The organism is Methylotenera versatilis 79, assembly GCF_000384375.1.
GTDB lineage: Bacteria > Pseudomonadota > Gammaproteobacteria > Burkholderiales > Methylophilaceae > Methylotenera_A > Methylotenera_A versatilis_B.
The window spans coordinates 42,708-58,803 of sequence record NZ_ARVX01000001.1; the positions used below are offsets into that span (position 1 = coordinate 42,708).

Genomic DNA, 16,096 nt, shown 5'->3' on the forward strand with positions numbered 1-16,096 from the left:
AAGTGCCACTTTCATGACAATAAGCACTTTTCTTTATTAAATAACTGGTTTTACTCAACCAGACTATTTAGGTCAAACAAACTACATTTTTACTTACTCGCCACTCTTATGCATATAAGGACGTTGCCCCAACATACGGATGCGCAATTGTTGATAGTTAGTTGGGCCAGTTTTGGCTTCTTCTTTCACCAACGTTGCGCCATCCCAGTTATCTGCTTTATTCGCAGCAGGCTCATTAGGCGCTTGATAAGGCCGTTTTGATATATTTTGGTCGATGACATTATTCGCTTTATCATCCCCTGCTTGAGCAATGCCAGTGGTCAACAGCAGCGCTGCTGCCAATCCAAGAACATTGCCAATAAGACTTTTGCTTTTCATGATCATCTCCTCAATTCTCACAAACTTATATCGTTAACTTAGATACAGTTAATATGGGCGTTTAGATAACTGATTCAAACGCATTACTTGTTGATGTTTGTTTGCAGTTAACTCTTGCTCACTCAACTCACCACGCACCAGTGTTGCACCTTCAAATTCACCTGTTTTTTGATAAGCGCTATCTGGAAGCGGCTGGCTATATGGGCGTTTTGACAGATTTTGATGATGACTATTTTTGTAAGTATCTTCAGCGTATGCAACGCCTGAAAGCATTAAAACTGCTGAAGAAACAATCACTGCTAAATTTAAACTTTTCATTTCTCTTCTCCAATTTACTTTAGTTATTCGGGTTATTTATTGCTTTCCCGATGTGATGCATTATGCGCGGTGTAAATAAAGTAAAAATCTACCATAATAGGTAGAACGGTATATACTGTTCGGCATATGTCAAATGACCTACTCAATCCTACTGAGCTGAATAATACGCAGCAGCCAACAAGTGCACGCGCGCTTAGGGAGAGCCTTAAAAAAACTCAGGCTAACGATACGCACTTACGGCTTTATCTTAATCTTGGCCAACAACTTTTTGAGCATGGCTGGGGCGTGGGTGCATCATCCAGTCTATTACATTCACTTTGTACTTTGGTTTCCGCACAACATGCTTTATTAGCAATAGAAAATTCCGGCAAATTGGTGGTGTTTAATCAGGTCGGTCAAACATTGCCAGTCGGCTCAAGGATTCCGATGATGGGTATTTTAGCGATGATGCTTAAAAATCCAGTACAGTTTACTTTGTATGAAAATAAAGGCACGCAATTGTGGACACACAATGATGCGAGCCATCATGAATGCTTAATTCCACTCGCGTTAGGTAAACATGGCAAAGGTGTTATTGGCCTCTCTGGCAAAAAACTCACGCTAGAATCAGCAGAATTTGAAACCTTACAAGCATTTGCAGGACTAGTTGGATTAGCCATATCACAACATCAAGGGCCAGTTCGTAGCGAAGGCGATCAGACGATTTTAGAAGCATTAACCCCAAGAGAGCGCGAGATTCTGGCCCTTTTACCCTCTGGATTAAGCAATAATGAGCTTGGTACTAAGCTGGGAATCGCATCTGGTACCGCTAAAATTCACGTTGAACGTATTTTAAATAAGCTTGGCGTAAAAGATAGAACGCAAGCCGCTGTTAAAGCGGTTGAACTTGGTTACAGATCATAAATAAAATATTAACCAATAATATGTGTTAACTATTAACCCTATTAATTTAAGCAATTATTCACTTAAAAAAGCCTTAACTTAAACCCAGTTTTAATCATTAAAAATTTTAATTATTAAATAGTTCTCGTGATGAAAAATACGCAAACACAATCTGTTAAAAACAATCACTTTCAGCTACTTAGTTGGATTGCCCAGACATGGCAAAATCTATCTTTGGGAATAAAAGGTGTTTGCGTCATCGCGCTACCACTGTTAGTTTTATTGGCTTCGTTAGGCTCTTTATATATCAGAGAGCAAGAATCTACTCAACTTGAAAACAAATTGAGGCTCGCTTTACAAAACCAGCGCGATATTCAAAAAGTGCATACTTTGCTAATTGAAGCATCTACCGGTGTCAGAGATTATTTGCTAACTGGTGACAAGCATTTCCTGAATATTTTTTTCCAAGTAGAAAAACAACTGCCTGCCATATTGAATGAGTTAGAAATCCAACTGGATAATGAAGAGCAGAAAAAACGCCTTGCTGCGATTAATCCACTGGTTGAAAAAAATCTGCATGACTTAAGGATTCTTTCAGAATATGAATCCAATGTCGCCTCAGATAGCTTAATCGCTAAGTTCAAATCCCAAGTTAACACCTTAGATAAGCTCAGAAATGAAATCGAACGCCTGAATGCGGAAGAAGCGATTTTAGTGGCAAAAGATCAGCAAGATGTTTTTAATCAACGTCAACGCCACATCATCATCACGTTGATTGCCGCAGTATCTGGCATCATTGGCTCATTAGCGGCAGTGTGGATTTTCTCTCGCACCATCGTTAAACGCGTGCGGTTGTTACGAGATTCAGCCGCACATCTTGCCAAAGCAGAGAAATTGGATTTGCCTTCAAGTAGCCGAGATGAGTTGGGTCAATTATCTGATGAGCTTGATCATGCATCGCAATTATTGGCTAAAAATATCAGCGATTCGATTCAAGCAAAACAAGAAGCAGAAGATGCCAGTGCGTCGAAAAGTATGTTTTTATCCAGAACTAGCCACGAACTGAGAACGCCGCTCAATGCTATTTTAGGATTTGCGCAGTTATTAGAACAGGATTTATCCCCTGGAAAGCAGCGCGATAGCGTGTCACTCATCTTAGGCGCAGGAAAGCATTTACTCAAATTAATCAACGAAGTACTAGAAACTGCCAGAATCGAATCGGGAGAAATCTCTTTAGAGTTAACCTCAATAGATGTGAATACACTGCTAGAAGAAGCCACGCACTACATTGCGCCGATTGGCAAAATTCGAGATATCGAAATTAGAAGTGATATTACTCCTGACCTTTGGGCACTGGCTAATCGACAAAAATTGCTACAAGTCGTGCTTAACCTGCTGTCGAATGCGCTTAAATACGGCCCAGCAAATGCTGTCGTGCAATTAAATGCCTTCAGTCGTCAAGGCAAAATCATCATTGAGGTGCAAGATAGCGGCACAGGCATTCCAGCCAAATTGAAAGAACGATTATTCACGCCTTTTGATAGATTAGGCGCTGAGCAAACAAAAGTCGAAGGCACTGGTCTTGGCCTTGCACTTTCTAAACAAATTATGCTGGCCATGAACGGCAGCATTCACGTTGCAGAGGATAAAAGCTTATTCTGGATAGAAATTGGCGCAAGTGAGCCAAGTGAAGAATCCAACGAATTGATTCAATCAACCCAAAGCAAAAAGCCGCTGGCGCTTACTAACAAACATTCTATACTTTACGTAGAAGACAATATTAGTAATCGCGCATTGGTCGAAGCAATCATCTACCGTCAGCGTGATTTGCGTATCCATTGCGTCACAACGATGAAAGATGCTAAACAATATCTAGCGGAAATCTCACCTTCGCTATTACTCATTGATTTAAATCTACCAGATGGCTCAGGCGAAAGCTTGGTCAGTTATATTAAATCAGACGTCAAATATCGCGATATACCGATTATGATATTGAGTGCGGATGCATTGCCTGAAACCATCGCCCGCTTAAATGCTGCTGGCGTAGAGCATTACATGACCAAGCCTTTGGATGTTGCCATGTTTAACAAAAAAGTAAGAGAATTAATTGAAATTTAAAGCCTTTTAATTAAAGTCAGTTATGAGTTGTAAGTTAAATAGAAGTAAGCCAGAACTTGAAACAAATTAAACATAAAAAACAAATTAAGTAGAAAACACCATTAACATGAATGAAGCCGCTATTTTAAATGCCAAGATTTTAATCATTGATGATGCAGAGGCGAACTTGAAACTGCTAGAAGATTTGTTGGCAAGAGAAGGTTTTCATCAAGTCATCAGTACAGCAGACTCGACACGTGCTTTAGATTTATTCAAAGCCTTTCAACCTGATTTGATTCTATTGGATTTAATGATGCCAGAACTGGATGGCTATGCGGTGTTAGAGATGTTGTCACGCCATATTCCGAAAGATGAATACTTGCCAGTGTTAGTGCTGACTGCAGATGCTACGATAGTAGCCAAAAGAAAAGCCTTAGCACTTGGTGCGAAAGACTTTTTAACTAAACCATTTGATACGATTGAAGCCATGTTACGCGTTTGGAATTTACTAGAAACACGTATTTTGTATCGCCATCTAAAATCACTTAACACTGAAATAAAACCAGTTAATCATTCACATCAAGTCTCTGAATAATTGAGAAATGATGTGAATGATTGAAATTAGACTTAACTATTAACGTTGATCCGTTTTTAAATGCGCTTTAGTTTAGCAGCGCAACTTTGTTTGAAACCACATCCAACTTTGCCGTCTTTTCAGCAAGCTTTGCTAAATAATCCATTGCTTGGCTATGCGAATGATTCAGCGCCAACACCTTTTTAAAGTGCTCTTCGGCATGGCTATAGTCTTTTGTCGCGTATTCTGCAGCAGCTAAATAGAACCAAGATTCCGCTGTGTTTGGCTCAGTTTGCACCCATTGTGTTGCCACTTTTAATAGCGTTTTCCACTCTTGCGTTAAGTATGGCTGCACAACTTGCATAAAATACGGCCGTTGCTTAACATCCATCGCCCAAAAAGGTTTTTCACTTTTTACACCAAGAGATTGTGCAGGTTTACTCATCAAAGCTTGCACCCATTCCACCGGCATATAGTAAAAGTAAGCAGTATCACCACGACTCTTCAACGTGATAATTCCTACTAAGTTGCCTGTATCGTCAAATGCGCCGCCGCCACTAGCACCCAATCTAAATGGACTGCTTGCACGAATAATCACGCTATCATCCATCGGAAAAAGGCCTTTGACCGCACCAAATGTGCTAACAGGTTGTTTGGTTTCGTCTGGATAACCGATGGTAAAAACAGATTCTTCGTATTGAAGATCTTTGCTAGCACCCAATTTAACAACAGGCGCATCCAAGTTTTCAACAGTCAGCATGCACAAATCGTGATGCCAATCCGCTTTAATCGCCGTTGCTGCGTGCGGCTCGCCATTCACAATCACTGCAATATTGGTTGCATCGGTCACAACATGGCAATTGGTTATCACTTCATTCTTAGCGATAACTACAGCTGAACCTAACCCAAGATTACCATTTGGCAGCTTCACTTTTACGCGCAACACACTGTTATTGAGGTCGCTCACCATTTCTGCCGTTGGCACTGCCCACGCACTATTTGCCGCGCACAAAACTAGCATTAATGTACATGCAAATTTATAAAGCTTAATTAGGTCATGTTTAATCATCTTGCTTCCTTATCCGCAACTAATCTTTACTGGTTCTTAATTCAAGTTAGATTTAGTACAAACAACGTTGCTACAGTTAAGGTTTAGCAATTAGCATTCCAGCTAATATCAATATTTTCTGAAGTGGCTTGGATGTGGCTTAGAAAGCCGATATAGGCGATTAATCCAATTTAATTTAAATAATATTATCAATATAATGAAGTGATTACGCACGCTTTCAGTGCATGCCAATGACTTAATTGGTGCATGAGTGCATAGGAAAAGCATTGGTAAAAATAACGGGAAATACGATTTAAAAAGCCGCTGTGAATAGCGGCTTGGAGGATTAAGTTTATTGATAAAAAGTGATTAAAGGATTGGGTTAAAACACTTTAAAATTAACTTAATCTAAACATTCATTATTTATTTAGAAATTAACAAATAACGTACCCATTAAAATATGATTTTCGCGATCAACATTGCGCGTGTTGATATATTGATTCTGATAGCCAAAATCTACCGATGTTTGCTGGCTGGTTTTCCAATTCAATCCAACGAAAGCGCGATTTTGATCGATGCCGCGCCGGACATTCCAATCGGTATCATTTAGATTCAGCATTAACTCATTCGAAACAACCAAAGACAATCGATTTAAATTCGGAAAAGCCCACATTGCCCGTAACTGCTCACGTAGTCGGTAAGCCGTGTCATCCGCATTTTCACGGTGACGGAGTTCAAAACGCGTTCTACTGATTAACTTAACACCTAAAAACTCGTCAAATTTATACAGTAATTGTGGCGTTAACCGATTTTCTTCAAATGATTTTCCGCCTGCAGGATGCGTAACGATATGATCGATCCCCAGCCCCAAACTGGCTTGCTTATTCAATTGCTTGATCACATAGCCAGACGCAATATACTGATCAAATTCACTGCCCTCTTCGCGCCAACGCGGTCGAAAATCGAAAGTCCATAGCCAACTTTCGGCTGGCAACTTGCCTGCTAAACTAAAATTTAACCAATAGCGGCCATCCTCTTCGGTTTCCGCTTGTGCATTTCCAAAAAAAAAGCCAGCCAATATGGCTGGCAATAATTTACAACATTGTTTAATCATCATATTTTTCAGGCATTATTTTGTAGTGTCTAAATTGCAATTCTTAAGGTTGATTTCGCGCAATATTAATAATTGCGAAACCAGCGTTGCCAGACCTTCTATGGTTTTGCGTTGATGCTCGTTCAAATAATTTGGCTTGGTATCGATCACGCAAAGTGAGCCGATATTCTCACCCATCGGCAATTTAATCGGTGCGCCGCAATAAAATCGAATATCCGGGTTGCCTGTCACTAGTGGGTTATCCCAAAACCGTTCATCTTGCGTTGCATCTTGCACTTCTAACAAATGATCATTTTGAATGGTGTGTGTACAAAAAGAAATCTCGCGTGGCGTTTCTGTGACGGATCCCATACCTACGCTAGATTTAAACCACTGACGCTTATCATCCACCAGCGTAATAAGCGCGATAGGCGTACCGCAAACATCACTTGCAAGGCGCGTGATGGTATCAAAAATCGTTTCAAAAGGAGAGTCTAATACTTTCAGCTTTAACAATGCCGATAAGCGATTTTGTTCTTTTAAATTTTGTTGATTGCCACTCATTTTCTTCCCACTTTCAAAGGTTAACTATTCATATCCAATTTACAAATACACCAATTGAATGTTTAGCATATTAGATTTATGCCACAAAAAAATCTGTCTGCTAGCGTACAAACGATAGCATTTCACACTGGGGTCTTAATATAGGGCAGTACGAATATTAAAAAAATGGCGGACGGATTTTATGCTATTTTGCCTGAAATAAAAACTGGATTTAATCACTTTTTAAAACGTTATTCCAAAAACAAATCACTCTCTTGTTTAATCACTGTGTAACATTCACAGACCATTTTTTCTAACCCTTCTCGGTCCAAAATCGTCACGCAGCCACGGTGATATTTAATCAAACCTAGCTTGGCTAAATTGGATGAAACTTCAGAAACGCCTGAACGCCTTACGCCGAGCAAGTCCGATATGCGTTGATGCGTTAAACTGATGCGATTGCTTGCCCAACGATCTAAGCTGGTTAATAAAAATCGGCATACTTGCTGTTGTAAGTGATGGTAACGATTGCATGCAGCAATCTGCGCAGAATGCGAAAATATCACATGGATATATCGCATCACCAACGCCCTAAATTCAGGTTCTGAGTCAAACATTTTTTTAGCAACACTAGTTTTTAAACGATATGCCATACCTGCACTTTGTACGATTGCACGGCTAGTTGGCGAGTAAACGCCCATAAAAGCATCTGTGCCCACTAATCCATCATTGCCGATTGCCGCTATTTCTGGTGCTTCGCCATCCATTAACACTTTTACAACCGCAACAATACTGCTGATTGGAAAGTAAATATAATCGATTTTTCCTGCAGTTCGGTAAATATCACAGTCTCTTGGCAAAGAGATTAATTGCAAGTCTGGCGAAAGCTGCTCATAAATCGCGGGGCTTAATCTGGATAAAAAAACATTACTTTTGGGGTTACGGCGACCAGCCATTTTAATCTTTCATTAGAAACAGTATATTCATCATACGCTTGCGCAAACTAAATATGTTAATTGGCATTGTGTATAACAATGCAGTATTTGCATATAAAAAACCCGCCGAAGCGGGTTTGATTTGATGCTGATTTTTTAAATATTAAGCTAAAAATCGGGTTAACTATTTATATTAATACCCTAAATAATCACTTTAAACTTAGTAGTTATATTGCACTTGAACACGCAATGCATCTGCATTGAAATTTTCGTAATCTTCTCTGGCCGGTAAATTGTTGCTTGCACTTGCGGTCGCTCGATTACCTGTTACCAAATTAGTACGATTCATGCGATGGTAAACTGCAGTCACTTCTACCTCTGGTGCGATTTGCCACTCTACGCCCAGTTCCCAATCATGTACCTGATTTTTAGGTGAGTTGGTTTCCGCTTTATTGTAACCATCAAAATATTGATATTTAATAAATGGAATTACCGTACCGTTAGTATCGAAGAAATGCACATTATCGATTTTGTACATCGCTTGCACATAACCACCGTTTAGATTCTTTTTCTCAATAGAATTAGAGGCTAAATCTAACCCTGGCGTTTTACCCCAGTTCCACTCTGCTTGTAAACCAAACGGCTGTGGATACATCATAAAACTTAAACCCACACGCTCATCGTCAATACCGTTACGACCTGAAAGCGGCGTACCCGTACCTAAAGTTGGCGTAACTGATGCAAGCGTGCCAACCGCATTACGTCTGCTGTATGCACCAGTAGTCGACACATATTCACCTTTGTAACCTTGAATACCCGCCTCATAAATTTGGCCACTTTCAGTTTTCCAAGGATATGTGTAACGCGCAACGACGTGGTAATTATCGTTTTGATCACGTGCATTGGCACCTTGGCCGTTATACGCACCGATACCAAATTGACCATAATTACCCGTATGTTTTAAACCTAATTTTCCGATTTCTTCAAACAAAGCTTGAGTGGTTTCTGGTGTGTAATAGTAGAACGCACCTAAGTCACGCTCATCACGTACCGCACTGTTTAATGCATCGTTACGATCTAACGCTAAACGGTTTTGGCTGGATTGTAAGTTTTCAAAACCAAACGGAATTTTTGATTGACCCACACGAATACGATGCACGCGTGTTTTATCAAAATAGATATCACCATAAGCATCGCGCAATTGTGCAAAGTTACCCGCGCCACTGGCGTTTGAGTTGGTTGTACCACCGACTGAACTCGCAAAATCTGGCTGAATGTAATAACTCAAATGATCACCATAATCACCATAAATCACCAAACGTGCACGGCGAATCAAGAAGTTTTTATCTGCATCGCCAAGTGATTTATCATCACCCACAGAGCGGTCAGACCATAAATTAATACCGTCATCTCCACCTAACATGGTGGTATTGCGCACTTGTACGTAGCCGCGTAATTTAACGCTGTTAGTTGAGAATTTGCTCTCTTTTTTCTTTTGAACGCCCATCTCTTCAGCGCGGCCTTTTGTCAATAATGCGCCTTCTTCTTCTGTCAGAACGCCTTTACTCACCAATGCTTGTACTAAATCCAAATTAGCATCAGCCATCGCATCACCGCCCATTAAAGCGCTGCTGGTTAATGCTGTTGCCATCATTTTACGTAGTTTGAAACTCATCCCAAAATCCCCTAAAATTAAACTGCTTCACTTCGTTTATTCAACAGGATGGATTTTGGTGTGACAACATGACAAATTTATGACAGTTAGCTACATACTTGGTAATAGTCCGCTATTTCACAAAAACGTCACCTAACGTTGCATTTTTACAACAAAATAAAAAACCATCCGATATTTCTAAGGGATGGTTTTCAGATAGTTTAAGTATTTGACTGATACGTTGCTGATAAAAAAGTTAACCACTTTTTTGGGTTAACTTTTTAATTTAACAACTTTTAATGACGTGATTTACAAACACATATCTCAGAAATTTAAGACTCAGTCCGCATATGTGGGAACAGGATCACATCGCGGATGCTAGGGCTATCGGTAATTAACATGACTAATCGGTCAATACCAATACCACAACCGCCTGCAGGTGGCATACCGTATTCTAATGCACGGATAAAATCGGCATCGTAGTACATCGCTTCTGCATCGCCCGCTTCTTTGGCTTTCATTTGTGCATGGAATCTTGCTGCTTGGTCTTCTGCATCGTTTAGCTCACTAAAGCCATTTGCTACCTCACGCCCTGTGATAAATAGCTCAAAGCGTTCGGTGATCTCAGGATTTTTGTCAGACGCGCGTGCTAAAGGTGAAACTTCAACAGGGTAATCGATAATATAAGTCGGTTGCCACAATTGGCTTTCAGCAGTTTCTTCAAACAACGCTAATTGCAATGCGCCTAAACCAGCGTGGTCAAATGGTTTTGTGCCATGTTTTAATATTTCTGCGCGCAAAAATGCAGTGTCATTTAATTGCTCAAGCGTATATTGCGGCGCATATTTTTGTATTGCACCTACAATCGTTAAACGTTCGAATGGTTTGCTTAAATCGACTTCTTTGCCGTCATAAGTCAGCGTCGCTGTGCCACGCGCAGCAATCGCAGCAGCGCGAATACATTGTTCGGTAAAATCCATTAACCACTGATAATCGGTATAAGCTGCATAAAATTCCATCATGGTAAATTCTGGATTATGGCGAACGCTTAAGCCTTCATTACGGAAATTGCGGTTAATCTCAAAAACACGCTCAAATCCGCCGACTACCAAACGTTTCAAATATAACTCTGGCGCGATACGCATAAACATTTGCATATCTAGCGCATTGTGATGCGTGATAAATGGCTTGGCTGAAGCGCCACCAGGAATCGGGTGCAACATCGGCGTTTCGACTTCTAAAAATTCATTTTGAATCATAAAATTGCGAATCGCAGAAACCACCTTGCTGCGCGCAATAAATGTCGCGCGCGTTTCTTCACTGGTAATCAAATCGACATAACGCTGGCGATATTTCACTTCTTGATCTTGCAGACCATGAAATTTTTCCGGTAATGGGCGCAGTGATTTTGTCAGCAACCTTAATTCAGTCACATGAATCGACAATTCACCCGTACGTGTTTTAAATAAACGGCCAGTGGCTCCTAAAAAATCGCCCATGTCCCAATGTTTAAAACTTTCGTAGACGTCTTCACCGACTTCATCGCGCGCAATATATAACTGAATGCGACCGCCTGCACTTGGTCCGCTGGCATCTTGAATCGTAGCAAAACTGGCTTTACCCATGACACGCTTTAACATCATGCGACCAGCAACTGTCGCTGAAACTGCCTGTGGATCTAACGTTTCTTTATCAAATTCGCCATATTGTTGCTGTAGAGCATCTGCCTTGTGCAAGGGCTTAAAATCATTAGGGAAAGCCACACCTTGTGTTGCTTCACGAATGGCTTTTAATTTTTCACGACGCTCTGCGATGACGTGGTTTTCGTCAATTGGTGCTATCTCATTGTTTTGTTGGTTATTATCACTCACGCTTAAACTCCCTGCTTCAAACTAACTTGTATAAATGGGTCAAGGTCGCCATCCAGCACACCTTGTGTATTGCCAATCTCAACATTGGTCCGTAAATCTTTGATGCGGCCCTGATCTAACACATAAGACCGAATTTGATGTCCCCAGCCGATATCGGTTTTAGCATCTTCCAGCGCTTGTTTGTCGGCATTGCGCTTATTGAGCTCTAAATTATAAAGCGCACCTTTCAGCATATTCATCGCTTCTTCGCGGTTGCGATGCTGGCTTCTATCATTTTGGCATTGCACGACTACGTTTGTAGGTAAATGCGTGATACGTACGGCGGAATCGGTTTTATTAATATGCTGACCACCTGCGCCACTCGCGCGATATGTATCGATACGCAAATCGGCAGGATTGATATCGATTTCAATACTGTCATCTACTTCTGGGAAAATTTGCACGCTGGCGAAACTGGTGTGGCGCTTGGCGTTTGAATCGAATGGTGATTTACGCACCAGCCTATGTACGCCATTTTCAGTTCTTAAGGTTCCGTAGGCATAATCACCAGTGATTTTAATAGATGCGCCTTTAATGCCCGCCACATCACCATCAGATAATTCTAGTACTTCTACTTTAAAACCTTTGCGCTCGGCATAACGCAAATACATGCGCAACAACATATTGCACCAGTCTTGCGCTTCAGTGCCGCCACTGCCGGATTGGAATTCAATAAAGCAGTTATTTGCATCTAATTCACCAGAAAACATGCGCCTGAATTCCATGGCAGCGATTTGCGTTTCAATCTTTTGCGTGTCTGAGTCGACACTTAACAATGTTTCATCGTCATTTTCTTCACGCGCCATGTCGAATAATTCTTGGCCGTCTTTTAAGCCATTCTCAAGGTTTTGCAAGTTATGCACCACCATTTCGAGCATGCGCTTTTCTTTACCTAATTCTTGGGCTTTTTTGGCGTTATCCCAAATCTTCGGATCTTCTAGTAAGCCGTTTACTTCTTCTAGTTTTTGTGACTTATTCTCAAAGTCAAAGATACCCCCGAAGGGCTTGGTTGCGCGCGCTTAAATCCGTTAAACGATTGGCAATAATATTGAGTTGTTCGGCTTCCATTTTGGCTTGCTAATGACTAAAAAGCAGCATTATACAGCAAAGGCTGAAGCCATATTGAGCAGCCTTATTAGCCTCTCTATTTAGGTAGAATCCTCACTACTTCAACCTTTACAACTTCACCGTCTTCTTTAGTAAATTCAGTCAAGTTTGGATTTTCCAGAATGTCTAACACCAATTCTGACGGACGACATAACTTAGCGCCTTTTGCTGTCACCACAATGGGACGATTGATTAAAATAGGATTTTGCAGCATCGCGTCGATTAATGCTTCATCTGATAGACTTAAATCACTCAAACCAAGCGCATCATAAGGCGTGCCTTTTTCGCGCAATAGTTCACGTGGCGTGATGCCCATCTGCGCGATTAATTCGGTTAACTTTTCACGATTTGGCGGCGTTTTTAAATACTCAATCACCACTGGCTCAACACCGCTGGCGCGTATCATAGCCAAAGTGTTGCGTGACGTGCCGCATGACGGATTGTGATAAATCGTGACTTTTTCCATAGTTCTCTCATCATAGTTAATGCTTTTTTTGACTCAATATTTGCATCATATGCATTATTTCGCGCAGATTTTAACATGCAATATTGTCTTTAATTGATGCAGTTTAGGCCAGCCTGCTGTAACATTATTGTCATAATTAAAAACGCAACTTTTGGGAGATTGATTTATGGCTAATGGAATATTCAGCAGACTGATGGCATCCATTTCACCACGCAGTGACAACTATTTTAGACAATTCAATAGCTTGGCAGACTGTGCGGTAGAAGGTTCTAAGGTGCTGGCAATGATGACTGCTGTAAATGATGCAAGCCAATTTGACGCGCAATTTAAAGAGATTTGTCGCATTGAGAGTGAAGCCGACGAATACACCAAAGATATTCTTCTTTCTCTTCACAAAACATTTATCACCCCGTTTGACCGTCGTGAGATCCGTGAGTTGGCAATGGCGTTAGACGACATTATCGATTACATGGAAAACATTCCGCAAAGTGCCAGCATTTATGGTCGCAGCAATTTCACACCAGAAATGGTCGCGCTTGGGCAGATTCTATTGCGCGCATCAGAAAAAGTGCGCGAGGCAGTCAACATGCTTTCTGACATGAAAAATGCCGAGAAGATTTTACGCACATGTGAGGAAATCAATAATATTGAAGGTGAAGCTGACCATGTGATGCGCGCAGGGATGCGCCGCTTGTTTGCTGAAGAAACTGACGCGCGCACGCTGATTCGCTCAAGAGAGCTTTACGATATGTTTGAAGAGGCGGTTGATAGCTGCCAAGACGTTTCAGACGTGATTCATGGTGTGGTGTTAGAACGCATATGATCGAGCACGCAATGATTATCATGGGCTTGCTGGTGTTTGTGGCCCTAATATTTGATTTTATGAATGGCTTTCACGACGCGGCAAATTCCATCGCACTGATGGTTTCAACGCGATTATTAACACCACAAGCTGCCGTAGTTTGGGCAGCTTTTTTCAATTTAATCGCGTTTCTATTTTTTGGTTTGCATGTCGCCAATACCGTAGGTTCTGGCATCATCAATAAAGAAGTGATTGATAATGCAGTAATATTTGGCGCGCTTGGTGGCGCGATCTCGTGGAATTTAATCACATGGTGGTTTGGTATTCCATCTTCATCTTCACACGCATTGGTTGGTGGTTTAGTGGGCGCTGGTTTAGCAAAAGCAGGTACAAGCGCGGTTGTTGCACAAGGCTTAATTAAAACTTCAGTGGCGATTATTCTTTCGCCTTTATTTGGCATGTTGCTGGCATTGATTTTGATGATTGCGGTGTTATGGCTGTTTGAGAAATCATCGCCCTACCCAACTGAACGCCGTTTCAATAAATTGCAATTTCTCTCGTCTTCTTTATACAGCTTAGGCCACGGCGGCAATGACGCACAAAAAACCATGGGTATCATCGCCGTTTTACTGTACGCAAATGGCTATATTCAAGGAGATTTCTATGTGCCATTTTGGGTGGTGATTGCCTGTCAAATCGCCATGGCGGCTGGTACGCTATTTGGCGGCTGGCGCATTGTACGTACCATGGGCATGGGCATTACGCGCATCCGTCCATCTGGCGGATTTTGTGCACAGACTTCTGGCGCGATTGCATTATTTTTAGCCACTTCACTTGGTATTCCCGTGTCCACCACGCACACAATCACCGGTGCGATTATTGGAGTTGGTTTATCGCGCCGCGCTTCTGCCGTGCGCTGGGGCTTAGCATCACGCATCGTTTGGGCTTGGGTGTTAACTATTCCCTGCGCCGCATTGATTTCTGCGCTTTGCTATCACCTGGGCTTAATATTAAAAATGTAAGGCAATCCTTTCAAATCACTAAAATGCGCAAGAAGTACGGACTATTGATGCCATCTGCTTCTTGTTCATATTTTTGTCATAAATTTGTCACACTATCCAACTAAAGTTCTGTTTATTCAAATTGTATATATGTAGATAGTCGCAATTAGCAGTTAATTAAATGGAGATTTTATGAACACCCTGTTTGGCAAGTCATTACAAGTTGCAGCGCTGGTTGCTGCAACTTTATCAACATCACATGGTTTTGCAGCTGAAAAAATCGTTAAGATTGATGGTTCAAGTACCGTTTATCCGATTACTGAAGCGGTGGCTGAAGAGTATCAAATCGCCACTAAAGTAAAAGTAACGGTTGGTATTTCTGGCACGGGTGGCGGTTTTAAAAAATTCTGCCGCGGCGAAACAGATGTGCAAAATGCATCACGCCCAATCTTAAAAAAAGAGATGGATGCTTGTAAAGAAGCAGGTATTCAATACATTGAATTGCCAGTCGCTTATGATGGTTTAACCGTTGTGGTGAACAAAAATAATGATTTCGTAAAAAGCTTAACGGTTGAAGAGCTGAAAACAATGTGGGAACCAGCAGCGCAAGGCAAAATTAAATCTTGGAAACAAGTGAATCCAGCTTTCCCTGATACACCACTTAAATTGTTTGGCGCAGGCTCAGACTCTGGAACGTTCGATTATTTTACAGAAGCAATCGTAGGCAAAGCAAAATCTAGCCGCGGCGATTACACGGCTTCAGAAGATGACAACGTATTAGTGCAAGGCGTGCAATCAGATAAAGGCGGTTTAGGTTATTTTGGTTTTGCTTACTTTGAAGAAAACCAAGACAAATTAAAAGCGGTGCCAATCGTGGCTAAAAAAGGTGCTGCTGCGGTGATGCCTTCATTTGAAACAGTTAAAAACGGTACATATCAACCGCTTGCACGCCCATTGTTTATTTACGTGAATGCTGCTTCTGCTGCATTTAAACCAGAGATTAAAGCATTCGTTAATTTCTATTTAGAAAACGCACCAACTTTAGTAAAAGAAGTGAAATATATTCCGTTGCCAGCTAATGAGTATGCTGCTGTAAACAAGCACTGGAAAGCGTTAAAACCTGGTACAGGCTTTGACGGTACACCAGAGGTCGGTGTTAAAATCGAAGAGTTATTAGCACGTATTAAGTAACTTTTGCATGGCAAAAAAGACGACTTCATGTCGTCTTTTTTATTATCTAAATATGTGCCTACCTTTGTTAAGTATTCAAGCAGGCGCATTAGATTTG

At 41.1% G+C, this 16,096-nt stretch carries 16 protein-coding genes; 6 read left to right on the forward strand and 10 right to left on the reverse strand.

The window, feature by feature from the left end:
* Nucleotides 1-93: 93 nt before the first annotated feature.
* Nucleotides 94-378 carry a hypothetical protein gene (locus tag METVE_RS0100215; RefSeq protein WP_020184138.1) on the reverse strand — a complete coding sequence of 95 codons (285 nt, stop codon included), beginning with the start codon at nucleotides 376-378 and terminating at the stop codon, nucleotides 94-96.
* 48 nt (nucleotides 379-426) lie between these two features.
* Entirely contained in the window at nucleotides 427-696 is a 270-nt protein-coding gene (locus tag METVE_RS0100220) for a hypothetical protein (RefSeq protein ID WP_020166428.1), read from the reverse strand.
* A 126-nt stretch (nucleotides 697-822) separates the two neighbouring features.
* On the opposite strand from METVE_RS0100220, the gene METVE_RS0100225 reads away from it, so the two are divergent.
* From METVE_RS0100225 to METVE_RS0100235, 3 genes are all read left to right on the forward strand, one after another.
* Nucleotides 823-1,599, forward strand: a complete 777-nt coding sequence (locus METVE_RS0100225) for a response regulator transcription factor (protein ID WP_020166429.1) — start codon at nucleotides 823-825, stop codon at nucleotides 1,597-1,599.
* A 129-nt stretch (nucleotides 1,600-1,728) separates the two neighbouring features.
* The gene (locus METVE_RS0100230; protein ID WP_020166430.1) at nucleotides 1,729-3,696 is read left to right on the forward strand and encodes an ATP-binding protein; all 1,968 of its coding nucleotides are present in this window, start codon (nucleotides 1,729-1,731) and stop codon (nucleotides 3,694-3,696) included.
* Between the two features lie 106 nt (nucleotides 3,697-3,802).
* A complete protein-coding gene (locus tag METVE_RS0100235) occupies nucleotides 3,803-4,270 on the forward strand; it encodes a response regulator (RefSeq protein ID WP_020166431.1) in 468 nt (155 codons plus the stop codon).
* Between the two features lie 67 nt (nucleotides 4,271-4,337).
* Here METVE_RS0100235 and METVE_RS0100240 read toward each other — a convergent pair whose 3' ends face one another.
* The 8 genes from METVE_RS0100240 to arsC form a co-directional block, all read right to left on the reverse strand.
* The gene (locus METVE_RS0100240) at nucleotides 4,338-5,318 is read right to left on the reverse strand and encodes a S1 family peptidase (RefSeq protein ID WP_232415342.1); all 981 of its coding nucleotides are present in this window, start codon (nucleotides 5,316-5,318) and stop codon (nucleotides 4,338-4,340) included.
* 406 nt (nucleotides 5,319-5,724) lie between these two features.
* Nucleotides 5,725-6,411 carry a DUF2490 domain-containing protein gene (locus tag METVE_RS0100245; protein WP_026361939.1) on the reverse strand — a complete coding sequence of 229 codons (687 nt, stop codon included), beginning with the start codon at nucleotides 6,409-6,411 and terminating at the stop codon, nucleotides 5,725-5,727.
* 15 nt (nucleotides 6,412-6,426) lie between these two features.
* Entirely contained in the window at nucleotides 6,427-6,954 is a 528-nt protein-coding gene (locus METVE_RS0100250; RefSeq protein ID WP_020166434.1) for a GAF domain-containing protein, read from the reverse strand.
* Between the two features lie 230 nt (nucleotides 6,955-7,184).
* A complete protein-coding gene (locus tag METVE_RS0100255) occupies nucleotides 7,185-7,889 on the reverse strand; it encodes a Crp/Fnr family transcriptional regulator (protein ID WP_020166435.1) in 705 nt (234 codons plus the stop codon).
* Between the two features lie 199 nt (nucleotides 7,890-8,088).
* Nucleotides 8,089-9,543, reverse strand: a complete 1,455-nt coding sequence (locus tag METVE_RS0100265) for a porin (protein ID WP_020166436.1) — start codon at nucleotides 9,541-9,543, stop codon at nucleotides 8,089-8,091.
* 311 nt (nucleotides 9,544-9,854) lie between these two features.
* Nucleotides 9,855-11,393, reverse strand: coding sequence for a lysine--tRNA ligase (gene lysS, locus METVE_RS0100270; RefSeq protein ID WP_020166437.1), 1,539 nt, complete (start codon nucleotides 11,391-11,393; stop codon nucleotides 9,855-9,857).
* Nucleotides 11,394-11,395: 2 nt separating this feature from the next.
* Nucleotides 11,396-12,500, reverse strand: a protein-coding gene (gene prfB / locus METVE_RS0100275; RefSeq protein ID WP_157258776.1) for a peptide chain release factor 2 whose coding sequence is annotated in 2 segments (ribosomal slippage) — nucleotides 11,396-12,418 and nucleotides 12,420-12,500 — 1,104 coding nt in all. Because the reading frame shifts where the segments join, the coding sequence is not laid out codon by codon here.
* 76 nt (nucleotides 12,501-12,576) lie between these two features.
* Nucleotides 12,577-13,005, reverse strand: coding sequence for an arsenate reductase (glutaredoxin) (gene arsC, locus METVE_RS0100280; RefSeq protein ID WP_020166439.1), 429 nt, complete (start codon nucleotides 13,003-13,005; stop codon nucleotides 12,577-12,579).
* A gap of 166 nt (nucleotides 13,006-13,171) precedes the next feature.
* Here arsC and METVE_RS0100285 point away from each other — a divergent pair, with 166 nt between their 5' ends.
* From METVE_RS0100285 to METVE_RS0100295, 3 genes are all read left to right on the forward strand, one after another.
* Entirely contained in the window at nucleotides 13,172-13,828 is a 657-nt protein-coding gene (locus METVE_RS0100285; protein WP_020166440.1) for a DUF47 domain-containing protein, read from the forward strand.
* Nucleotides 13,828-14,829, forward strand: a complete 1,002-nt coding sequence (locus METVE_RS0100290; protein ID WP_026361941.1) for an inorganic phosphate transporter — start codon at nucleotides 13,828-13,830, stop codon at nucleotides 14,827-14,829. The genes METVE_RS0100285 and METVE_RS0100290 overlap by 1 nt, the downstream gene beginning before the upstream one ends.
* 171 nt (nucleotides 14,830-15,000) lie before the next feature.
* The gene (locus METVE_RS0100295; protein ID WP_020166442.1) at nucleotides 15,001-15,999 is read left to right on the forward strand and encodes a PstS family phosphate ABC transporter substrate-binding protein; all 999 of its coding nucleotides are present in this window, start codon (nucleotides 15,001-15,003) and stop codon (nucleotides 15,997-15,999) included.
* The last annotated feature ends 97 nt before the right edge of the window (nucleotides 16,000-16,096 follow it).